Genomic DNA, 22106 nt, shown 5'->3' with positions numbered 1-22106 from the left:
AAAAATAACAGAAAATTAAAAAAAAATGAAGATTGAAAAGTATATACGTGATATTCAGGGATTTCCAAAAGAAGGAATTTTATTTAAAGATATCACGCCCTTACTTGGTGACCCAGAAGCGCGTACCAATTGCCTAAAAATTTTGTTGGATTCTTTAAATGGACAAAAAATTGATAAAGTGGTTGGAGCTGAATCTCGCGGTTTTTTCTTCGGAATGTTACTAGCTCAGGAATTAAATGCTGGATTTGTGCCTGTGAGAAAACCAAAGAAGCTTCCGTTTGATACGGTTTCTGCTTCTTACGAATTGGAATATGGCTCTGATAGTTTAGAAATGCACACAGATGCTATCAAAAAAGGCGATCGCGTGTTAATTCACGATGATGTCTTGGCTACTGGCGGAACAGCAAAAGCAGTTTGCGAATTGGTCGAAAAACTGGGTGGGGAAATTGTACAATGTAATTTCTTAATGGAACTGACTTTTCTTAACGGAAGAGAGAAAATTAAGGAATATCCTGTTTTTGCAGCGTTAACGTACTAGATTAAACAAAAACAATTTTATGCTTAATCGCATAAAGCACAAGTCCGATTCGGGTTTTTATTTCAAGTTTGTCAAAAAGTGATTCTCTATAGCCATCAATGGTTTTGGGGCTTAAGCACATTTCTGATGCAATTTCTTTATAAGTCATTTCGGTGCAGGCATGTTTGATAAAAACAATTTCTTTTTCTTTTAGAGAAATCTTTTTGTTATCGCCGCCAACTTTGTTAATTAGCATTCCAGAAACAAGTTCTGTAAAATAAAAACCCTTTTCGATGACGCATTCGATTGCTTCTTTAAAGATTTCTGGAGAAGTATCTTTCAGCAGATAACCTTTTGCGCCATTTGTGATCATTTTTATGATAATTTCTTCATCGTCGTTTACCGATAAAGCAATTACTTTTAAATCTGGCCGATTGTCTTTAAGCCATTTCATAGTGCTTAATCCGTCGAGTACAGGCATATTTACATCAAGCAGAATAAGATCGATTTCAGCCTCGTTATTTTGTACCAGATAGTCGATGAAGACTTTTCCGTTTTCAAAGCGGTTTATCACTTCATAATCGCCAAAACTTTTAATCAGCAGTTCGAGAGACTGCGAAAAAAGCAAATGATCATCTACAATTATTATTTTTCGTTTAGAGTTAGTTTTCATAGCCTTGGGTTAATGGGTATTTGATGGTTACACTGGTTCCAGAGTTGTCAGAATTTAAGATTAACTGGGCGCCAATAAGCTTAGCTCTTAATTTCATATTATTCAATCCGATTCCTGAATTTGACTTTTTAACGTCATAGCCAATTCCGAAATCTTTTAAGTTTAATATGAAAAAAGAATCGGTAGTTTCAATATGAACATCAAACAAATCGCTTCTAGAATGCTTTAAACTGTTATGGAGCGCTTCTTGAAAAATTCTGTAAATAATAAGTTCGTGTTCTTCATTTATTGCAGGGACAGTTCCAATTTGTTTAAAATTGAATTTAATTTTTTTAAGCTTTTTAATTCTTTCCAAATCCTGCTGAATGGCTTCGATAAAATTATTATGAAGGAGATTGTCTTTGTTTATAATGCGTGAGAGAATGCGCAGTTCGTCTAAAGATTTTGCCAAAACAGCTTTCAAATCTATAAGTTCTTCTACTTGGATGTTTTTATTGCTGATTCCGATATTAAGCTGCATTATAGCAACCGAAATAATCTGTCCGATATTGTCATGCAATTCTTTACTGATTTCAGATAAAGTCTGGTCTTTTATTTCAATTCTTGTTTTAACCAATTCGGACTGGAAATACAAATCAGCTTCCATTTTTTCTACTAAGAATTTATTTTTCTTTTTTAAAAAATAAAAGAAAATAATAAGCAGAATAAGTACTAGGGTAAAGAAAACAATACCTAACGAAATAACTAATAATTGTATCTCTTTTCGCTCCATAAAAATCCGATTATAAAGCAGCTATGTGCCAGTAAATTTAAAATGAACACGACCAAACTAAAAATAGATTCGTCTTGCTTGATTAAAAACCAATTGAGAGCCAGCATAAAAGGTGTAAACGGAACATGAAAAACAAGTATGCCGAGAATATACCAGAAAAAAACCGACTTCTTAAAATTCAGTATTTTTTCGGAATTAAAAATCTCAATCAGATACAGGCAGGATAATATTAGAATTAATAATACACCAATTGCAAAACTATAGGTAAAAGAACGGTTCATGTCTTCTTTGAAATATAAAATATTTAAGAAAAACGACACAATAAACAGTATTAGAAAAAGAACAGCCGAAATTCTATGATCTTTTTTGGTAAGCAGGGCTCTTAGAAGTAAAATATAGGCAGAGAAGCTGGTAAGCATATAAAAATTGTACACGTGAAAGTTGAGCAAACCTGTCCAATAGGTAAAATAATAGCCTACAACTTCAATCGCTACAGAAAACCAGATTAAAAGTACTAAAAATTTGGCTTTATTACCAGGAAGTTTTGGCAGTGCAAACAAACCAATCGTTCCTGACAATAAAGCCATATAGATAATATAAGATCTTAAAAATTCGAACATAATTTTTTTAGTATAATAAGCTTGGCGGTCTTCCGATGTTTCCGTAATTCATTGGTTCAAGGCTTTGTATGTCAACCGAAGCTTCTTGCATCATCGCAAAACCTTGAATTTGGCTGCTGTCTTTTGCTTTTTTACCAGTCGGAACAAGGAATAAAGTGGTCAGTCCGGCTTTTTCTCCGTGTTTTTCATCATCTGGATAAACTCCAAAGTAAAAACGGATTCCGTCTACATTATAACCCTCTTTTGCGCCATTCGTTTTGATGTAATGAATATAATTTTCTAACTCTTCAAGAGAATACCAGATTGCATTGGCATCTTCTTTTTGCTCTCTTTTTGCAGAAAGAGAAGCTCTTTTATTATTGTAATTCACATTTAATTGTCGTGCAAACTCTTTTGTGATTAACTGACTCGGTTTTGCGGGTGGATTTTTCATAGTTATTTCATATTAATTGGTTAAAGTTTTAGTTAACAGCTTTTTGAGTTGTTGAACAAGGCAAAATTATCTGAAACATAAAATTCCGACAAGGGGAAATATACCCTTTTTTGTTTAGGTGAAAATATTTAAAAATTTGGGTTAAAGTGCTGTTACATAATTATTTGTAAAGATAGAATTTTACATCGTCAGTTTTAAGGTAAAAACGGGCAATCAAAAATGTAACCTATTAATAATTAATTAAATTTTTTAAATTATGTCACAACCAACACCTCTAGGTTATCCTCACGCAGGAGCCGGAACAGTAGAAATTCTTTTAGAAAAAGAAGATGGAGCAGATTATGCAGTACTTTTTTCACCAGATCCTAATAATATATTATTAAGAGATGCTGGTTTGCCAATGCAGTTTTATTATTATCCAAAAGCACCACGTCTAGCCAAGCACCCAGATGGAAGATTTAAATTTGCCATGCAGGTTTTCAAATCAGAAGGAGATTCTTCAACCGTAATTGGTGCCGAAGGATTAGAAGAAGAAGCAGGAGCATACACTACTTTAACTAGTACTATTGATCTGCCAGAAGCATTATTGAAAAAAGCGATTGACAAGCTGAAAACAAAATTGCACACCAGTTATAATAATCAGAGACAATCTAAACTTTTTGGACTGTTTTCTTATCTAAAAGGTGTCGATCGCGATTTTAATGAAACCAATGTTAGACCAATTCAGCTAACAGAAAATACGATTACGATGCATGTTGTGGGCGAAAAATCGCCAAATAATCCTTTTGGAGGAGCCAATCCGTGGACATTTAATATTCAGGGAGAAGGCGCTGGAACTACTTTCGGATTAGGAGACAATGCACTTTCTTTGCTTATGGGACGCAACAGTGCTTCATTAGTTAAAAATGCGTTAGAATCTGGCGCTAATAATTTGGTGGTTGAAAACAACATCAAATACAAAGGCTACATGCCAACTACAACCATCAAAACAACGATTGATGTAAAAAAAGTACATACTTATTTTTCAGCTAAAGCCAATGCGAGCTGGTCATTTGTAGATGTAAATTGGGAAAGCGAATACGAGAAAATCCTGACTCAGGGCGGTATCGTAAGCGAAATTATTACTGACAATCAGTTTTCTAACGAAGAAAGAAAAAAAGTAGAAGAAGCGCTTTTTACCAAACAGAGAGATTTTGCTTTTCAAATGGTTCAAAAACAAATTTTTGATGCACCAGAAAAACAATTTACGCCAGCAACAACACCAGAAAAACCGGGAGGATTTTTCAGAATTCTTTTTGGTTGGGGAAGCGTGGGCGTAAGTTTGAAACACGGAAGCCAAACTAGAGAAGTAAAATTCACAGACGAAATCAAATTCTCTGCAATCGAAGTTTTAGATTCAAAAATAAGCGGAAATCTAACGCCGCTGACTTTAAAATCTGGTCCTGAAGCAAAAACGGAATTGAAAAAATATATTACTGAAATCCAGTTGGATGAAGATTTCTCTAAAGTGCAGGTAATTGCTTCTTTAAATGGAGGTTTAATTAAATTGGACAAAGACAGTGATATTGTGAATGATAATCCGGTGAGCCAAGTTTCTATTGAAGTGGGTTATCCAGATTCTAAAGGGAAAATGATCTGGAAAAGCTCAGGCAGAATGATTGCGCCAGAAGGAACTCCGTATGTAAAAAATACGAGTAAATCGGGAAAAGAAATCGATGCTATTTTCCCTGCTACTTGGAACGATAAGTCGAAAGAAAAGAATGCTTTTGTGTTTGATTTCGTGAAAAACAATGGTTCTTCAAAAATTAAAGTAAAACAAGAAGTAATGTATGAAAAAGACAAGAGAGTCAAGCTAAAAGATACTGTAAGAGAGTATGAATTTGAAGGAACTAAGATATTTGTACCGCTTCCAATTCAAAACATGATCAATTATACTTTGTCTACCGAAGAATTGTATGATTGCGATACGCTTGAAGTGACTTTAAAAGCAGATAAAATGTCTTCTAAAAAGTACAAGTTTACAGTAGATAATTTTGAAGATGCCATTCCGTACAGAGCTTGGTATGAAGCAGATTATACGGTTAAACCGACAGAGTACAAAGTAAAATATACTTGCAACGGTAAAATTGGCAAGAAATCGAAAAAAGTTTCTGTTTCAACAGATTACATCAAACTTGATTATCAGGAAGGCGATGTGTTGTTTGAAATTCCAACAGGAACAGCAGCTCAAAATGCCGATATCGAGAAAATCAGAGCTCCATTCATGGAATAATTTTTTTGAGACATTTTGCAAAAGGGACGTAAAGTCCCTTTTGTTTCTTAACTCACCATTCATTAAACCTAAAGATTATGCCAGATTTAAATACATTTAAGCTCGACGGAACCAAGTTGGTTCCCGTAAATAGATTCAATCTCGAGCCTGCCAAACCGAGCACCGTATTTACTGCAAGAGCAGTGGTAAAAGAAACGGAGTTTAAGGTAATCGAACATCCTGTAATTCATTCTATAGAGATTCAGCCCATTTTAATTCTTCCCGTTTTTGAAAATTATTTTCCTCTAATTGAAGGAGATAAAGCGATTACAGAGAACGATTCCTTTAAGGATTATTTTAAGAATGAAATTATTCTGTTTTTTCCTCAAGTAGAAATAGAACCCAATAATGGAGCGCTGTTTTATTATGAAGAGGTGCCTGGGAAATCTGCAAAGGAGGACGGACTTATGGGAAGGGTAACTTTGAAATACAGCATCAAGAACAAACCGTTGCAGGCCAATCAGAAAAATATTGTTCTAAACTTGAGAGAAGCAGTTTTAAACTTAAAAGTAAAAAATGATACTGTCAAAATAAACGGAATTATAAATACCGCCACGCAAGAAATTCAGTTTGATTTGATTGATGAAGCGGTGAAAATTGCCTATTCTAACTTAGTTTCCAAAATAAGCGATTTGATGTGCAATGTTGATTTGTTTTTTGATTTTAAAGGCTATTCTAAAGTAAAGCGAAATTTTTTGTACGCAAGAGATTTGGCGGTTTTAAGAAGTCAGATTGTAACAAAAAAGGACTTAACCACCAAAACCACATTACAGCCAAAAGCAACACTTATAAGCAGTCCTTTAATGGTAAAAACGACAACGGCAGGAACTGTTGCGCCCAAAATAGCTATTTCAGAAATTAGGAGAGACAATAATATACAGGCCGAAGTTCAGGAAGAATATGTAAAAAGTACTTTTTTGCTCAAAATCAATAAAACGGTAAATTATCCTCGTTTGCCTGGCAATGATCCAAAGCTGTATCAAAATGATGATGGCCCATTTGCGAATAATCCTTTCAATTTAAATGAAGATTTTTCGGAGTTTAAACAGATTTTCGTTTCGGGATATAATTTCAGCAAACTGTCGATTTATAAGTCAATGGTTCAGCCCAATACTTTCTTGCTGATTTCAAAAACGTACAGTCTTTCAAAAGATTTAAATACAATGAAACCTTGTGTGACTACTATTTTTCATGCTCATGAAGAAGACACAGGAACATCTGAAGAAATTTCGCAGATTACGTTTGAGTTTGTTATTGGTCCGAATCTTTCCAGTTTTGATCTGGCTAAATTGAAAATTGCGCTTTTGCAAAACAATTTTATAGACGGAGATCCGGCAGATTATTTTGATAAAGTACAATTCTTGTTTCCTAATGATTTGGGCGCCGAGTATGAAGTAAACGGCAATCATTTTCTTCAGCAAGCACAAATTACTACTGATGGCAAACATTTTATATTTAAAATCTCAACCGAAAACCTTTCTGAAGCCAGCATCTTGATTAATGCTCTCAATAATACCATTTCGCAATACGCCAACATCAATTTTAAGTACAAAGAAATAAAAGATACCAGCGTTGTAGAACTAAATCTAGAGCAGACAATTGGAGAAATAGTGGATGCTTTGATAGATAATGCAGGAAAGAAAATTCAAGTTAATAATCAGTCGATTTCAAATTGCAAGCTCAATTCAATTCTACTGCTTTACAATCAGAATGCAACGTATTTGAATAGTGTTTTCTTTAAAAATTATCCGCAGTTAATCAGCAACGATATAAAGTTTTTAGATTTTTCGTCAATCAATCCAACTGCTTTGGGCGAAATTAAAAATGTGTTTTTTGATTTTGAAAACATTGAAAATATTACTTCCGAATTTAGTCAGGTCGTTTCACAATCAACGGCTTATAATCGATACATTCAAGTTCAGGTTAAAAGCCAGGCGGCGGCAACTAGCAGAATCACTTTGGAATTAACTGTTCAGGAAACGGGAAGTAAATTTGCTATCGAACGCTTAAAATCGGAATTTTCGACCCCCATATTGTTCAATTTTATTGTAAAAAATACGGCGAACAATAATACTCTGATTTCATACAAAGTCAATTATTTTGACAAAAATGATAATCTAACAGGTTCCAAAAATGATGTTTTTGATTTCTCTAAAGCATCAATTATCACCATAAATAAAAAATAATGAGAACCATAAAAGCGGGCACAAAATCTCCAGAAGTTTATTATTTAAACGAGCTTTTGTCCAAATTAAATTACGGCGTTGTCGTTTCCGATTATTTTGGAAGTGAAACCGATAAAGCAATCAAAGATTTTCAGCTAAAGAATAATCTTGTGGTTGATGGAGTAGTGGGACTTAAAACGTGGTCGGCACTTTTAGAAAAAAATAAAAACGGATTTTCTACAAACAGCAAATTATTATCCGAGCAGGATTTAATTGATTTTTCGAATCAGTTTAATTTAGAACTCGCGGTTGTGAAAGCAGTAAACGAGGTTGAAAGCAACGGAAAAGGGTTTTTAATTGATGGCCGCCCGAAGATTTTGTTTGAAGGACATATTTTCTGGCGCGAATTGGAGAAAAGAAACATAGATCCGAATGCTTACGCGAATGCAAATACGCAAGATGTTTTGTTCGAAAATTATACTAAAAAACATTACGTTGGCGGAACAGCTGAATATGCGCGTTTAGAGAAAGCACGTAATCTTGGTCAGGACAAAAGAATAGCTGATGCGGCAAATAGTTCTGCTTCTTGGGGACTTTTCCAAATTATGGGCTTTAATGCGATTTCTATCGGTTATAAAAGCATTGACGAATATGTAGAAAAAATGAACCAGAACGAAGGGGAGCATCTGAAAGCTTTCGGAATGTTTCTGGAAAAGAACAATTTGATTGGGCTTCTGAGAAGTAAAAACTGGGCTTCTTTTGCTTTGAAATATAATGGACCAGCGTATAAAACCAATAAATATGATGAGAAGTTGGCGCGTGCTTATGCTAAGTATGCTAGATAGTTTGTTTTTAACCGCGCAAAGGCGCAAGTTTCTTAACCGCAAGGTGCGCTAGGTTTACGCAAAGTCCGCAAAGCCTTTTGTAAAGTAATTTTTAATCGTGCAAAGTCGTAAAGTTTTTTAACCGCAAGGTGCGCTATAAGATTTACGCAAAGTTCGCAAAGCTTTGTGCAAAGTAATTTTTAATCGCGCAAAGTCGCAAAGTCGCTAAGTTTTTTGTGGTTTTATTAAAAAAGAAAAGTTCGCAAAGCTTTGTAGATATAGCTTTGCGAACTTTTGCGTTTATAAACGGCAGCGTAAAAAAAAACTTAGCGTCCTTTGCGGTAAAAAATAAACGCAACGTTTTCAAAACATGAAACAAAAAAATCTATCTCAATGTTGCTCCAAGTTCAGTTTCGAAAGTCTGCTGTAATTTAGACATGATTTTATCGATCTGAGCGTCGGTTAAAGTTTTAGTATTGTCTTGAATAGTAAAACTCAAAGCGTATGATTTTTTGCCTTCTGGCAATTTATTTCCTTGATAAACATCAAAAAGGTTGACGTCTTTTAAAAGTGCTTTCTCTGTTTGTTTTGCCAAGTTGAAAATGCTTTCGTAAGTCGTTTTTTCATCAATTAATAATGCTAAATCTCTACGAACTTCAGGATATTTAGGGATTTCAGTATATTTAATTTTTCCTGTGATGATTTTTAAAACCAGATCCCAGTTAAAATCAGCGTAATAAACGTCTTGTTTGATGCCGAAATGCTTCAAAATAGGTTTTTTAATTACACCCATTTCAACTAGAATATCATTGTTGTACGTAATTGCAGTTCCTTCAGAATAAATATCTGACTGAACTGGGGCATTCGAAATCTTTTCAATTCCTAAACGAGATAAAATCGCTTTTACGTATCCTTTCAACAAGAAGAAATCTGTTGTTTTTTGCGGGTTTGTCCAGCTTTCTTTGTTTCTGTTTCCAGAAATTAAAAGAGAAAGATGTTTGTGCTCTTCGTATCCGTTAAGATATTTATGATAGGTTTTTCCGAATTCAAATAACTTTAAATCCGAATTTCTTCTGTTGATATTGTATGAAACCGCTTCTAAACCAGAAAATAATAAAGACTGGCGAAGTGTTGCTAAATCACTGCTCAAAGGGTTCAGCATCGAAACGTTGTGTTCTTCTTTTAATGAGGTAGATAATTTAGCGTAAGCTGCAGTTGTCAGTGAATTTGCCATCATTTCGTGAAAACCTTGCGAATTCAATTGAGATGCAATTACATTCTGTACTTTGTAATCTTCTGTTCTTGGCGAATTGGCTACTGTAGCATTAAATTTCTTAGAGAAATTGATGTTGTTATAACCATAAACTCTCAGGATTTCTTCGATTACGTCAATTTCACGCTGAACGTCTACACGATAAGCAGGAATAGTTAAACCTAAACCAGAATCAGAAACGCTGTTTACTTTAATGTCTAGTGAAACTAAGATTTTCTTAATCGTGTCTTTCGAAATTTCCTGCCCGATAATTTTAGATACATGGCTGAAATTCAATAAAACAGAAAAATCTTCTACTTTTTTAGGATATACTTCCACAACATCAGAAGTGATTTTTCCGCCTGCAACTTCTTGAATTAAAAGTGCAGCACGTTTTAAAGCGTATTCTGTAATCGTTGGATCAATTCCTCTTTCAAATCTAAAAGAAGCATCTGTACTTAATTGGTGTCTTTTAGCTGTTTTACGAATGCTAACCGGATCAAAATAAGCACTTTCTAAGAAGATAGAAGTAGTTCCATCAGAAACTCCAGATTTTTTTCCTCCAAAAACTCCCGCAATACAAAGCGGACCTTTTTCGTCGCAAATCATTAAATCTTCTTTGCTTAAGGTTCTTTCTACGTCGTCTAGCGTAACAAATTTTGTTCCTTCTTCAACTGTTTTTACAATCACTTTTCCGTTGATTTTCGCAGCATCAAAAGCGTGTAAAGGCTGTCCTAATTCATGTAAAACATAATTAGTAACGTCAACAATATTATTTTTTGGAGTTAATCCAATAGCTTTTAAACGGTCTTGCAGCCAGCTTGGAGATTCGTGAACAGAAATTCCAGAAATAGTCACACCGCAATATCTTGGAGCCAAATGAGTATCTTCAACATTTACGTCAATTTTAAGCGTACGCATGTCAACTCTAAAATTGCTTACAGAAGGCGTAATCAATTCTACGTTTACACCGCGTTGCAACATTCCCGCTCTTAAATCACGAGCTGTTCCAAAATGGCTCATCGCATCGGCACGGTTTGGCGTCAATCCGATTTCGAAAACTTCATCATTTGCAATTTGGAAAACTTCAGATGCAGGAGTTCCAGGAACTAAATCTTCTGCCAGAACCATAATTCCGTCATGGCTTGTTCCTAAACCTAATTCATCTTCAGCACAAATCATTCCGTGACTTTCCTGTCCGCGGATTTTTCCTTTTTTAATGGTAAATTCTGCACCTTCTTTATCGTATAAAACGGTTCCAATTGTAGCAACTGGCACTTTTTGTCCCGCAGCAACGTTTGCAGCACCGCACACAATTTGAACTGGAGCTTCTAAACCGACATCAACTGTAGTAACTTTCAATCTATCAGCATCAGGATGCTTTTCGCAAGTTAGAACGTGTCCAACAACAACTCCTGCTAAACCTCCTTTAATTGATTCGTATTTTTCGACAACTTCTACTTCTAAACCTAAATCTGTTAGTAATTCAGAAGTCTGTTCAGATGTCCAATCTGTTTTAATAAATTGTTTTAACCAGTTGTAAGATATTTTCATTGTAGCTATTTAATTCTTGAATAAGGTTACAAATATAAGGATTGCGCTTTGGAGTAAGAAAAAATTATGTGGTTTTTTCTCGTTGTTTTTTATTGAATAAAAAATGCTATGCTTTAAGCTTTTAATAATTTATAGGCCAAAATTTTAGCGAATGAATTGTGTAAATGGCTAAAAAAACGGATTGTGTAATTTTTGTGCTACAAGATGAATGAAAAGTGCTATTCTGTTTCTTTTTATGAAACTAAATTTGGAGTAAATCAAAAAAAGAATATTATGAGTACCTCAGTAAAAAGACCTGAATTTAAGGCAAAATATGATAATTATATTGGCGGAAAATTTACTCCACCAATTTCAGGAGAATACTTTGACGTGCTTTCTCCAATAGACGGAAAAGTATTTACAAAAGCAGCGCATTCTGGAAAAGCAGATTTAGAATTGGCTGTAGATAAAGCCTATGAAGCGTTTAAGACTTGGGGAAAAACTTCTGCAACCGAAAGAAGTATTTTATTAAATAAGATTGCACAAAGAATTGAAGACAATCTAGAATATATCGCGGCAGTCGAAACGGTAGACAACGGAAAACCAATTCGTGAAACGCTAGCTGCAGATATTCCGCTGGCAATTGACCATTTTAGATATTTTGCAGGTGTAATTCGTGCAGAAGAAAGTTCGATTGCTGAACTGGATTCTCAAACTGTTTCTATCGCTTTAAGCGAACCTCTGGGCGTTGTAGCGCAAATTATTCCGTGGAATTTCCCGATTTTAATGGCAGTCTGGAAAATCGCTCCAGCTCTTGCAGCAGGAAATACAATCGTTTTAAAACCAGCGGAAAGCACGCCAGTTTCTATTATGGTTTTGATGGAAATAATAGGAGATATTCTTCCTCCGGGAGTTTTAAATATTGTAAACGGTTTTGGTGCCGAATTAGGCCGTCCGTTAGTAACCAATAAAAAAGTATCAAAAGCAGCTTTTACCGGTTCTACCACTACAGGACGTTTGGTAATGCAGTATGCGACTGAAAATATTATTCCGGTAACTTTAGAATTAGGAGGTAAATCTCCAAATATTTTCTTCCCTTCTGTAGCAGATCATGATGATGATTTCTTCGATAAAGCGGTAGAAGGCGCGGTTTTATTTGCCTTGAATCAAGGTGAAATCTGTACTTGTCCTTCCAGATTATTAATTCACGAAGATATTTACGACAAGTTTATCAAAAAAGTAATCGAAAGAACAGAAGCTATTGTAGCTGGAAATCCGCTGGATAAATCGACTATGATTGGTGCGCAGACTTCGATTGTTCAGAAAGAAAAAATCATGTCTTACATCAAATTAGGAAAAGAAGAAGGCGCTGAATTATTGACGGGAGGAGATGAAAACAAATTAGGTGGCGAATTAGCTGAAGGTTATTATATCAAACCAACTTTATTTAAAGGCCACAACAAAATGCGCATTTTTCAAGAAGAAATTTTCGGACCTGTTCTGGCGGTTACGACTTTTAAAACTACAGAAGAAGCAATTGAAATTGCCAACGATACCATGTACGGGCTAGGAGCAGGGGTTTGGACAAGAGACGCGCACGAAATTTATCAGGTTCCGAGAGCAATTCAGTCTGGCCGTGTTTGGATTAATCAATATCATTCTTACCCTGCGGGCGCTCCGTTTGGCGGTTACAAACAATCTGGAATTGGCCGCGAAAATCACAAAATGATGTTGAGCCAATACCGCCAAACCAAAAACATGCTGATTTCTTATGACAAAAAGAAATTAGGATTCTTTTAAAGAATATAAACTTGAGAATGGAAAATTCGATAGATTTTCTATTCTCTTAAAACCATAGAATTATGCTTCCAAAAACAATGAAAGCTGCGGTCGTTCGAGAATTCGGATCTCTTTTGAAAATTGAAGAAGTCGAAGTAAAACGTCCAGGCAGAAACGAAATTCTTGTAAAAGTAATTGCAAGCGGAGTGTGTCATACCGATTTACATGCTGTAGAAGGCGATTGGCCGGTTAAACCTAAAATGCCTTTAATTCCGGGACACGAAGCTGTTGGCTACGTTGTCGCAGTTGGGCAGGATGTGAAAAACGTAAAAGAAGGAGATGCTGTCGGCGTGCCTTGGCTTTATAGCGCCTGCGGTGGCTGTGATCATTGCATTACGGGTTGGGAAACTTTATGCGAAAGCCAGCAGAATGGCGGTTACAGCGTAGACGGCGGATTTGCAGAATATGTAATTGCAGATGCCAGATATGTTGGAATCTTGCCTTCTAATGTCAATTTTATTGAAATGGCTCCTATTTTATGCGCTGGAGTTACAGTTTACAAAGGATTGAAAGAAACAGAAGTGAAACCTGGAGAATGGGTCGCAATTTCTGGAATTGGAGGTTTAGGGCATGTGGCTGTGCAATATGCAAAAGCTATGGGTATGAATGTGGCGGCAATTGATATTGGAGATGATAAATTGGATTTGGCAAAAAAATTAGGTGCCGATTTGGTTGTGAATGCAAAGAATCAAAATCCTGGAGAATTCTTAAAGAAAGAAGTCGGTGGAATGCATGGGGCATTGGTTACCGCAGTTTCTCCAATAGCTTTCAAACAAGGGCTTGAAACATTGAGAAGAAAAGGTACAATGGCATTAAACGGACTTCCTCCAGGTAATTTTGATTTGTCTATTTTCGATACCGTTTTAAATAGAATTACCATAAGAGGTTCTATTGTTGGAACCAGAAAAGACATGAAAGAAGCAATCGAATTTGCAGTTGATGGAAAAGTCAAAGCCACAGTAACCACTTCAAAATTGGAAGATGTCAATACTGTTTTCGATAAAATGAAAAAAGGTGAAATAGAAGGAAGGATTGTGCTCGACATAGCACAGTCTTAAATAGTTGGTTATGTTTCGAAGCAGTAAATTCTTAATTGATATTTACTGCTTTTTTTAATTTTAAAAGTTATGATAAAACGAATTGACGCTACAGAAAAAGCAATAGAATTAATTAAAATTCTCAAAGAAAAACACGGTGATCTGATGTTTTATCAAGCAGGCGGATGCTGCGAAGGTACTCAACCGCAATGTTTTGAAAAAGGAGGTTATTACCAACGCACTGGCGACGTTTGCATTGGCATTGTCGAAGACACGGAATTTTGGGTAGACAAAGATTTATTTGAATACTGGAAACACGCCCATTTTACCTTAACCGTAATTGATGCCTTTGGTGTTGGAGGTTTTTCATTAGAAACACCTTTAAAGAAAACATTTCAAATTGAGTACAGAATTTTTACTCCAGAAGAAGAAAAGAATTTAGAACCTGTCACTTTTTTTTAAGGTTCAAAGAGACAGAGTTGCAAAGTTGCAGAGGTTTAAGTTTGATCCCTAAAAAAAACTTTGCCACTTTGTCACTTTGCATCTTTGTCACTAAAAATATCAACATACATAAAGCAACTGATACTGCTTCGGCGTTATCCCTTCATACTTCTTAAACAATCGAATAAAATAATTAGCATCTTCAAAACCGGCTAAATAACAGACTTCGTTAATTTGAAGAGTTGGATTTTTCAAAAGGTTTTTGGCGCATTTTATTTTTTCATTCAAAATATATTCAATCGGACTCATTCCGAGTTCGCGCTTAAAGAAACGGTAGAAAGAAGTAGTGCTCATACAAGCTTTTTCGCTCAACATTTTTAAGCTCATGTTTTCCTTCAAATTCTGTTTGATATATTCTGTAACTTCTTTAATTGGATTATTATCTTCAAGAAATTTTCCTTGATCTAGAGATTTTACGGTTTGTGTCTGAATAATTCTAATCAGCAATTCTTTCAAAGTCAGATCGGCAAAAATATCTTTGGTAATCGAAGTGCTCATACATTCTTTTATGAGTTTATTGATTGTTGCTGCCATTTCGACATTATTGTAAAAGAAATAATTTTGATAGTTCAGCTGCCAGTACATATTAGTTCCTTCTTTCGGATATTGCTCGTTTAAAAAGTTTAAGATTTCAGCAATTTTGTCTTGGTCAATTGCTAACGCCAGACATTGCGTCGGATTATTTTTTGAAGCTTCAGGAAAATCAATTTTCATTTCCACATTCGAAGGCACAATCACCGTTTCGCCAGGAAGATAAACGAATTCTGGATCATCAAAAAGATGCATGATTTTCTTTCCTCTCAGCATGCTGGTCACCACCAGATCATTAAACTTCAATGGAACTTTGTGTGTAGATTCGTAGGTTTCGAACAGATTTAATTCGCAATGATTTAAATTGTAAATGGTTCTGTTTTCTACAAGAGTTTTTAATGATTTTTCTTGCGATAATTGGAGCGGATTGACTAAAAATCGTTGATTATTCATTAAATTTAATTTGTGGTGAAGACTTTAAATTTAATAAAAATAAGTATATAGCCAGTATATTTAACGTTTAATTATATCAGCTCTTCAATATGTTTTTTGATGTTTTCGGATATTTTTTTGGTTGGAAGATCGTTTTCATCATTTCCGAACGGGTCTTCAATTTCTTCGGCAATAAGTTCTAAACTTGCCAAAACATAAAATATAAAAACTACCACAGGCGCAACTAGATAGCCTAGACTTACAGAATACCCAAACGGAAGCGTCATGGTGTAAAAGAAGATGAATTTCTTTATAAAAGCGCTGTAAGAGTAGGGAATAGGAGTGTTCTTAATACGCTCGCATGCTCCGCAAATGTCTGTAAAAGCAACTAATTCGTCATTTAGCGTAATTAGCTGCTCGCCAGATATTTTTTTTGCATCATACAAATCATTGATTTTATGATACATTATTTTTTTTAATTGATTAGGCTTGTGTTTGTGCTGATCGATTTCGAGCTCCACATCTTCAAACAGCATTTTTCCTGTGTCTTCATCTTTCAAATGCTGATGAAGAATTTCTGCATACATCGGAATGTATTTTCTAAAAAACTTTTTGTCGTTTTCGTCTTTTAAAATTGCTGAAAGTTTGATAGCCAGATTACGGCTGTTATTCACCAGTCCGCCCCAAAGTTTACGGCCTTCCCACCATCTGTCATAAGCCGTATTTGTTCTAAAAACCAGCAAAAGCGAAATTACAAATCCAAGCATTCCGTGCATAATTGGAATGTTGTGGATATAATCGTTTTTGGTTACTTTAAAATAATGAAGTTCGAGATAACAGACGGCTGTGGCATATATTCCAATGGCAATCATAATCGTAAACAGTTTTCGAACTGTATCAGATTTATGGAAATGAAAAATAAAAGCAAACCAGTCTTTGGTGTTGTACGAAATCATTTAAGTGGATTTTGAAACAAATTTACTTAAAAATTGATATTTCCAGCTAATTCTTTTAAGGCAATTTCAGATAATTTTGCTTCGTATTGTGCGTTGCTGTAACGTACTTTGGCATTGACATAATTCAGCTGAGCGGTTCTAAAATCAAGCGTTGTAATCGTTCCGATTCTAAATTTATCCAATGTTATGTCTAAATTTTGTTTGGCAATGGCTTCATTATCCTGTTCCAGATCAATTAATTCTAAATTGGTTAAATACGTTTGGAATGCAGTGCTTAGCTGCGTGCTCAAAACTGTATTTTGCTGTTCTATGGCGAGCGTAGAATTTTCAATCTGAAGTTTCGCTACTTTTTCATTACGATGCTGGTTGAAACCGTCAAAAATATTCATAGAAGCATTAAAACCGTAGTTTAAACCTCTAGAAGATGTTTCGCTGGTAAAACCCAAACTCGACTGGCTTTCGTTAAAATTATAACCTGTAGTTAATCGTAGTGTAGGATAGCGGTCCGCTTTTACCTGTTTGAGCTGTAATTCGGCTATGCGTTTGTTAATGATTTGTGCTTCTAAAGCCGGATTTTGTTTTTGCGCCAAATCCATTAAATCGGCTAAAACCAATTTATTGTCTACCACAACTTCATCAGTAACCTTAAAGTCAATTTTAGGATCGCGTGCCAAATGCTGATTCAATAAAATTTTACCATTAGCGTAAGCTTCTTTTTGTCTTAGCAGAGCAACCTGATCGGAGTTTAAATCAACTTGCGCGTTTAAAACCTCTAATTTTGAAGCTTTTCCAATGCTGAAACGGTTTTTAGCCAAAGTCAGTCGCTGATTCGAAATTACAATTGTAGTGTCTAAGGCCGCCAATTGCTGCTGCATCTGCACTAAATCATAGTAAGCCGAATTTACCTGAGCAATTTTAACTAAAATGGTTCTTTTCAATTCTGCGTCGCCCAATTTCTGAAGCTCTTTCAGCTGATCTAGTCTGGCAAACATTTTCATTCCGTCAAAAACGGTCCATCCTAAACTCACACCATAACTTAAACTATTGTTTTTAGCATTGTCCAGCGATGTGCTTGTCCCGTCCTGACGTGTTTGAGACGAATTCATAATGCTATTATTATCGGTAACATTGGCCGTTGCTGTTGGCAGCATTCCAGCGTTTCCAATCGTTACGTTGGTTTCGCTTATTTTGGAATTATTTTTAGCAATTTTAATTTCAAAATTATTCTCCAGCGCTATAGTCATAGCCTGTTCAATAGTAAGAACTTCCTGCGCCTTGGTCTGAACGATGCAAAAGAACAGGATAATTGCTGTACAGTATATTTTTTTGATATTCATATTCTTTTTCTTTAACCAAAAATATATTTATTGGTTTCTATTTAATGCTTTCTCTTTCGTATTCGTCAATATGGTCAAACTCAGGATAGTGTTTTCTGGCTTTCGACCACATTAAATAAATGGCAGGAATTACAAAAAGCGTTAAAGCCAATGAGAAAATAGTTCCGCCCACAATTACAACCCCCATACCAATTCTACTCGTAGACGCAGCTCCAAGCGACATCGCAATTGGAAGCGCTCCTAATGCAATGGCTAAACTCGTCATTAAAATTGGACGTAAACGTGCTTCTGAAGCCTCTAAAATAGCTTCTAGTTTTGGTTTGCCTTGTTCTCGCAACTGATTGGCAAATTCTACAATCAAAATACCATTTTTGGTTACTAGACCAATCAACATTACCGTACCAATCTGGCTGAAAATATTCCAAGTTTGGTTGAATAGCCATAAAGAGAATAAAGCTCCCGCAACCGCCATTGGAACCGTTAAAATGATAATAAACGGATCGATAAAACTTTCAAACTGAGCGGCTAAGATCAAGAAGATAAGCAATAAAGCCAATCCGAAGGCGAAAGAAGTATTCGAGCTACTTTCTACGAAATCTCGAGATTCTCCAGCTAAATCGGTTGTGAAACTTTCGTCCAAAACTTTTGCTTTAATTCTGTCCATTTCCTGAATACCGTCACTAATACTTTTTCCAGGTGCCAGACCAGCCGAAACTGTTGCTGACATATAACGGTTATTATGAAACAATTGCGGTGGGTTACTTTGTTCGTAAACCTTCACAACGTTATCCATCTGAATCAATTCTCCATTTCTGTTTTTCACAAACATCGAAGTCAAATCCAAAGGTTTAGATCTGTCTTTCTGGTCAAATTGTCCAATTACCTGATATTGTTTCCCGTTTCTAATAAAATACCCAAAACGCTGTCCGCTTAAAGAAAGCTGCAAAGTTTGTGCGATATCTATGATTGAAATTCCTAAACTTTCTGCTTTTTCGCGGTCAATTGTAACGTTTATTTCAGGTTTATTAAATTTCAAGTTTACGTCTGTTGTAGAAAACACATCGCTTTTTCCAACTTCATTCATAAACAAAGGAATTTTTTCTCTCAATTTATCAAAATTTGGAGCCTGAATAATGTATTGTATCGGCAAACCACCACGTCTGTTTACGGCAATTGTAGGCTGCTGTATTACAGAGGTTTTAGCATCTGGATATTTTTTCGTCCATTTCGTTAATTTGTCGGCGATATCTTTTTGAGAAGCTTCTCTTTCATCTGGTTCTTTCAAAGAAAGCCTTATAAAACCGGTATTTGTTGCTGAAGCTCCAAAACCTGGTGCCGTAATAACCAAACTCACCTTTTTTTCAGGAATAGAATCATCAACCAATTGTGAAATTTCCTGCATAAAACGGTCTGTATATTCGTATGAAGAACCTTCAGGAGTCGTCATACGCATGGTTACAGAACTTCTGTCGTCATAAGGTGCTGTTTCTTTTGGAAGAATAGTGAAAAACAAATAAATCAATCCAAAACAAGCAATAAGAATAGGGAAGCTGATCCATTTTCTATCCATAAATTTCGAAAGCGCTTCAGCATAACTGCTGTTCATTTTTTCAAAAAACGGTTCTGTTTTAATATAGAATTTAGATTTTTTCTGTTCGCCGCCTTTCATTAAATAAGCGTTCAGCATTGGCGTTAAAGTCAGCGAAACAAATGCCGAAATTAATACCGCAGCGCCAATTACCACTCCAAATTCCCTAAATAATCGTCCAACGAAACCTTCCAAGAAAATAACAGGTAAGAATACCGCCGCCAAGGTTACCGAAATCGAAATTACGGCATAAAAAATTTCATTAGAACCTTTAATCGCGGCCTCAATTGGAGACATTCCTTCTTCCACTTTTTTGAAGATATTTTCCGTTACCACAATTCCGTCATCCACCACAAGTCCCGTTGCCAGTACAATCGCTAATAAAGTCAATACGTTGATAGAGAATCCAAACAACCACATAATGAAAAATGTAGCAATCAACGAAACGGGAATATCAATTAAAGGTCGGAAAGCAATCGCCCAATCTCTAAAGAATAAATAGATAATAATAATTACCAGAATTACCGAAATCCCTAAAGTTTCAGCAACTTCAAGAACCGATTTCTTTACGAAAATCGTATTGTCAAGCGCAATATTTAGTTTAATATCTTTTGGAAGATCCTTTTTTAAGGCTTCGTATTTTTTATAAAATTCAGCTGAAATATCCAGATAATTGGCTCCAGGCATTGGCACAATCGCCAAACCAATCATTGGCAAACCAGACTGGCTCAATTTGGTTTCGATGTTTTCTGGACCTAATTCTGCGCCTCCAACATCGCTTAAACGAACAATTTTATCTCCGTCTGTACGAATGATAATGTTGTTGAATTCTTCTGCTTTAGAAAGATTTCCGATTGTTTTTACGGTAAGTTCGGTGTTGTTTCCAGTCAGTTTTCCCGATGGAAGTTCAACATTCTGAGCGTTTAACGCTGCACGCACATCAGCAACCGTACAGCCGTACGCAGTCAGTTTTACAGGATCGATCCATAAACGCATGGCGTAACGTTTTTGTCCCCAAATCTGCACGCCACTCACGCCCGGAATAGTTTCTAAACGCTGCGAAATAACATTTTCTGCATAATCGCTTAATTCTAAAGAACTTCTAGAATCACTTTGCACCGTCATTGAAATAATCGCATCACTGTCAGCATCTGCTTTTGACACAACTGGCGGAGCATCAATATCTTGCGGTAGATTTCGAATGGCTTGCGAAACTTTGTCACGAACGTCGTTTGCCGCTTCTTCTAAATCTTTGTCCAGATTAAATTCTATGGTAATATTGCTGCTTCCCTGATTACTTGAGGAAGTGATATTTCTAATTCCGTCAATTGCATTTACCGCTTTTTCAAGAGGTTCTGTAATTTGCGATTCAATAATGTCGGCGTTTGCACCCGTATAATTGGTACGGATAGAAACCTGCGCAGGGTCGATAGAAGGGAACTCTCTGACTCCTAAAAAAGTGTAACCAATAAAACCGAATAATATAATTAATAGATTCAGTACTATTGTTAAAACAGGTCTTTTTATACTTGTAGTTGATAAACTCATTTTTGATTTTAGATTTTAGATTTCAGATTTCAGATTTATTGCTAAATCTTGATGTCATCTTTTATCTATATTCAGTCTTACGACTTTTAACTTTAAGACTTTTGGGATTATTTTACTTTAACTTTAATTGGCGCTTCGTCTTTTAATGACATTACACCACTTGTGATTAAAGTATCTCCAGGTTTTAATCCAGCTAAAATTAAAATTGAAGAATCTGTTCTTGTCGTTGCATCAACCATTACTTCTTTTGCCTGGCCTTTATTGGCGATAAACACCTTTTTACCATCTTGAATTGGCACAATTGCCTGAGAAGGAACTACGATTGCATCTTTAATAATATTTAAAGGCAATTTGATGTCTGCGAAAGTTCCAGGGAAAAGTTTTCCGTCGTTATTATCTGCAAGAGCACGAATTTGAAGTGTACGCGTCGCAACGGCAACTTCTGGTTCTATTGCATAAATTTTGGCATTATAAGTTTTGTCTGAACCAGAAACTTTAAAATCGATTACAGATCCAGATCGCACTTCTGCAGCATATTTTTCTGGAATAGAAAAAGTGATCTTTAATTTACTCGTATTAACCAATTTTGCTACTAAAACAGTTGGGGTAATATAGGTTCCTGGAGAGATAGAACGCAAACCGATTTTTCCTGAAAAAGGCGCTCTCACAGAAGTTTTAGAAATTTGGGCTCTTATTAATTGTGTTTGCGCTTGCGCAGAAGCGTGGTCGGCTTTGGCAACGTCTGCTTCTTCTTGGCTAATGGCTTCTTTTTGCAACAATAATTTTGCTCTTCTTTCGTTTTCAGCAGCCAATCCTTCTCTGGTTTGAGCCTGTCTTAATTGTGCTTTTAGTTCAATATCGTTTACTTTAAGAAGCACTTGACCTTTTGTAACATTGCTGCCTTCGCTAAAAAATATTCCTTCAACAATTCCCGAAACCTCACTATGAATTTCTACTTGTTCGTTTGCCTCAATAGATCCTGATAATGCTAAATTATTGTCAAAAGTGGCAGTTTTTATTACGACTCCATTAACAGTTGTTGGAGATTTTTTGTCATTGAACTTTTTAGAATCTTCATTTTTACCTTTATTAGAAATAATTCTGTAGGTAATAAAGCCTCCAATTGTAACAATTAAAAGGGTGTAAATGAGGTGTTTTACTTTCATAAAATTGAGGTGAATGTATATTTTGGGTTTCTGTTTTTAGTAAGCTTACAAATTTAACTTTTTGATGCGAA

17 protein-coding genes are annotated in these 22106 nt (G+C 35.5%); 7 read left to right on the top strand and 10 right to left on the bottom strand.

The window, feature by feature from the left end:
• Window positions 1-25: 25 nt before the first annotated feature.
• Window positions 26-538 (top strand): adenine phosphoribosyltransferase, encoded by a 513-nt coding sequence (locus ACWA1F_RS07785; RefSeq protein ID WP_456893012.1) that lies wholly within the window; start codon window positions 26-28, stop codon window positions 536-538.
• A gap of 1 nt (window position 539) precedes the next feature.
• Here the strand turns inward: ACWA1F_RS07785 and ACWA1F_RS07780 are convergent, their stop codons facing one another.
• The 4 genes from ACWA1F_RS07780 to ACWA1F_RS07765 are packed head-to-tail and all read right to left on the bottom strand — an operon-like array spanning window position 540 to window position 3015.
• Window positions 540-1190 carry a response regulator gene (locus tag ACWA1F_RS07780; protein ID WP_456893010.1) on the bottom strand — a complete coding sequence of 217 codons (651 nt, stop codon included), beginning with the start codon at window positions 1188-1190 and terminating at the stop codon, window positions 540-542.
• The gene (locus ACWA1F_RS07775) at window positions 1180-1962 is read right to left on the bottom strand and encodes a sensor histidine kinase (RefSeq protein WP_456893008.1); all 783 of its coding nucleotides are present in this window, start codon (window positions 1960-1962) and stop codon (window positions 1180-1182) included. The genes ACWA1F_RS07780 and ACWA1F_RS07775 overlap by 11 nt, the downstream gene beginning before the upstream one ends.
• Window positions 1935-2582: a hypothetical protein gene (locus ACWA1F_RS07770; RefSeq protein WP_456893006.1), complete on the bottom strand. Its 648-nt coding sequence runs from the start codon at window positions 2580-2582 to the stop codon at window positions 1935-1937. Before ACWA1F_RS07770 ends, ACWA1F_RS07775 begins: the two co-directional genes overlap by 28 nt.
• 7 nt (window positions 2583-2589) lie before the next feature.
• Window positions 2590-3015 carry a hypothetical protein gene (locus ACWA1F_RS07765; RefSeq protein ID WP_306155296.1) on the bottom strand — a complete coding sequence of 142 codons (426 nt, stop codon included), beginning with the start codon at window positions 3013-3015 and terminating at the stop codon, window positions 2590-2592.
• A gap of 256 nt (window positions 3016-3271) precedes the next feature.
• On the opposite strand from ACWA1F_RS07765, the gene ACWA1F_RS07760 reads away from it, so the two are divergent.
• From ACWA1F_RS07760 to ACWA1F_RS07750, 3 genes are all read left to right on the top strand, one after another.
• Window positions 3272-5287, top strand: coding sequence for a hypothetical protein (locus tag ACWA1F_RS07760; RefSeq protein ID WP_456893004.1), 2016 nt, complete (start codon window positions 3272-3274; stop codon window positions 5285-5287).
• A 77-nt stretch (window positions 5288-5364) separates the two neighbouring features.
• Window positions 5365-7512, top strand: a complete 2148-nt coding sequence (locus tag ACWA1F_RS07755) for a hypothetical protein (protein WP_456893002.1) — start codon at window positions 5365-5367, stop codon at window positions 7510-7512.
• Complete coding sequence (locus ACWA1F_RS07750) at window positions 7512-8336, top strand: N-acetylmuramidase domain-containing protein (RefSeq protein WP_456893000.1); 825 nt, start codon at window positions 7512-7514, stop codon at window positions 8334-8336. Before ACWA1F_RS07755 ends, ACWA1F_RS07750 begins: the two co-directional genes overlap by 1 nt.
• 364 nt (window positions 8337-8700) lie before the next feature.
• On the opposite strand, the gene pheT is transcribed toward ACWA1F_RS07750, so the two are convergent.
• Window positions 8701-11121, bottom strand: coding sequence for a phenylalanine--tRNA ligase subunit beta (gene pheT / locus ACWA1F_RS07745; RefSeq protein WP_306155290.1), 2421 nt, complete (start codon window positions 11119-11121; stop codon window positions 8701-8703).
• 273 nt (window positions 11122-11394) lie between these two features.
• Here pheT and ACWA1F_RS07740 point away from each other — a divergent pair, with 273 nt between their 5' ends.
• The 3 genes from ACWA1F_RS07740 (at window position 11395) to ACWA1F_RS07730 (ending at window position 14438) form a co-directional block, all read left to right on the top strand.
• Complete coding sequence (locus ACWA1F_RS07740; RefSeq protein WP_456892998.1) at window positions 11395-12900, top strand: aldehyde dehydrogenase family protein; 1506 nt, start codon at window positions 11395-11397, stop codon at window positions 12898-12900.
• Window positions 12901-12962: 62 nt separating this feature from the next.
• Entirely contained in the window at window positions 12963-13997 is a 1035-nt protein-coding gene (gene adhP, locus ACWA1F_RS07735) for an alcohol dehydrogenase AdhP (protein ID WP_456892996.1), read from the top strand.
• A gap of 69 nt (window positions 13998-14066) precedes the next feature.
• Window positions 14067-14438: a DUF779 domain-containing protein gene (locus tag ACWA1F_RS07730; protein WP_456892994.1), complete on the top strand. Its 372-nt coding sequence runs from the start codon at window positions 14067-14069 to the stop codon at window positions 14436-14438.
• 99 nt (window positions 14439-14537) lie between these two features.
• On the opposite strand, the gene ACWA1F_RS07725 is transcribed toward ACWA1F_RS07730, so the two are convergent.
• The 5 genes from ACWA1F_RS07725 to ACWA1F_RS07705 form a co-directional block, all read right to left on the bottom strand.
• Window positions 14538-15461, bottom strand: coding sequence for an AraC family transcriptional regulator (locus ACWA1F_RS07725; RefSeq protein WP_306155285.1), 924 nt, complete (start codon window positions 15459-15461; stop codon window positions 14538-14540).
• Window positions 15462-15532: 71 nt separating this feature from the next.
• Window positions 15533-16396 carry a bestrophin family protein gene (locus ACWA1F_RS07720; RefSeq protein ID WP_306155281.1) on the bottom strand — a complete coding sequence of 288 codons (864 nt, stop codon included), beginning with the start codon at window positions 16394-16396 and terminating at the stop codon, window positions 15533-15535.
• Window positions 16397-16422: 26 nt separating this feature from the next.
• Window positions 16423-17733 carry a TolC family protein gene (locus ACWA1F_RS07715; RefSeq protein ID WP_456892991.1) on the bottom strand — a complete coding sequence of 437 codons (1311 nt, stop codon included), beginning with the start codon at window positions 17731-17733 and terminating at the stop codon, window positions 16423-16425.
• A 37-nt stretch (window positions 17734-17770) separates the two neighbouring features.
• Complete coding sequence (locus ACWA1F_RS07710) at window positions 17771-20869, bottom strand: efflux RND transporter permease subunit (RefSeq protein ID WP_306155278.1); 3099 nt, start codon at window positions 20867-20869, stop codon at window positions 17771-17773.
• Window positions 20870-20976: 107 nt separating this feature from the next.
• Entirely contained in the window at window positions 20977-22035 is a 1059-nt protein-coding gene (locus ACWA1F_RS07705) for an efflux RND transporter periplasmic adaptor subunit (RefSeq protein ID WP_306155276.1), read from the bottom strand.
• Between the last annotated feature and the right edge of the window lie 71 nt (window positions 22036-22106).

This window comes from Flavobacterium erigeronis, from assembly GCF_054075165.1.
This window is presented reverse-complemented; position numbering and strand designations above follow the sequence as displayed.

What these genes read in the sequence shown, in the direction of transcription:
- ACWA1F_RS07785 (WP_456893012.1), top strand. Translation starts at nt 26, where the DNA reads ATGAAGATTGAAAAGTATATACGTGATATTCAGGGATTTCCAAAAGAA.
- ACWA1F_RS07780 (WP_456893010.1), bottom strand. Translation starts at nt 1,190, where the DNA reads ATGAAAACTAACTCTAAACGAAAAATAATAATTGTAGATGATCATTTG.
- ACWA1F_RS07775 (WP_456893008.1), bottom strand. Translation starts at nt 1,962, where the DNA reads ATGGAGCGAAAAGAGATACAATTATTAGTTATTTCGTTAGGTATTGTT.
- ACWA1F_RS07770 (WP_456893006.1), bottom strand. Translation starts at nt 2,582, where the DNA reads ATGTTCGAATTTTTAAGATCTTATATTATCTATATGGCTTTATTGTCA.
- ACWA1F_RS07765 (WP_306155296.1), bottom strand. Translation starts at nt 3,015, where the DNA reads ATGAAAAATCCACCCGCAAAACCGAGTCAGTTAATCACAAAAGAGTTT.
- ACWA1F_RS07760 (WP_456893004.1), top strand. Translation starts at nt 3,272, where the DNA reads ATGTCACAACCAACACCTCTAGGTTATCCTCACGCAGGAGCCGGAACA.
- ACWA1F_RS07755 (WP_456893002.1), top strand. Translation starts at nt 5,365, where the DNA reads ATGCCAGATTTAAATACATTTAAGCTCGACGGAACCAAGTTGGTTCCC.
- ACWA1F_RS07750 (WP_456893000.1), top strand. Translation starts at nt 7,512, where the DNA reads ATGAGAACCATAAAAGCGGGCACAAAATCTCCAGAAGTTTATTATTTA.
- pheT (WP_306155290.1), bottom strand. Translation starts at nt 11,121, where the DNA reads ATGAAAATATCTTACAACTGGTTAAAACAATTTATTAAAACAGATTGG.
- ACWA1F_RS07740 (WP_456892998.1), top strand. Translation starts at nt 11,395, where the DNA reads ATGAGTACCTCAGTAAAAAGACCTGAATTTAAGGCAAAATATGATAAT.
- adhP (WP_456892996.1), top strand. Translation starts at nt 12,963, where the DNA reads ATGCTTCCAAAAACAATGAAAGCTGCGGTCGTTCGAGAATTCGGATCT.
- ACWA1F_RS07730 (WP_456892994.1), top strand. Translation starts at nt 14,067, where the DNA reads ATGATAAAACGAATTGACGCTACAGAAAAAGCAATAGAATTAATTAAA.
- ACWA1F_RS07725 (WP_306155285.1), bottom strand. Translation starts at nt 15,461, where the DNA reads ATGAATAATCAACGATTTTTAGTCAATCCGCTCCAATTATCGCAAGAA.
- ACWA1F_RS07720 (WP_306155281.1), bottom strand. Translation starts at nt 16,396, where the DNA reads ATGATTTCGTACAACACCAAAGACTGGTTTGCTTTTATTTTTCATTTC.
- ACWA1F_RS07715 (WP_456892991.1), bottom strand. Translation starts at nt 17,733, where the DNA reads ATGAATATCAAAAAAATATACTGTACAGCAATTATCCTGTTCTTTTGC.
- ACWA1F_RS07710 (WP_306155278.1), bottom strand. Translation starts at nt 20,869, where the DNA reads ATGAGTTTATCAACTACAAGTATAAAAAGACCTGTTTTAACAATAGTA.
- ACWA1F_RS07705 (WP_306155276.1), bottom strand. Translation starts at nt 22,035, where the DNA reads ATGAAAGTAAAACACCTCATTTACACCCTTTTAATTGTTACAATTGGA.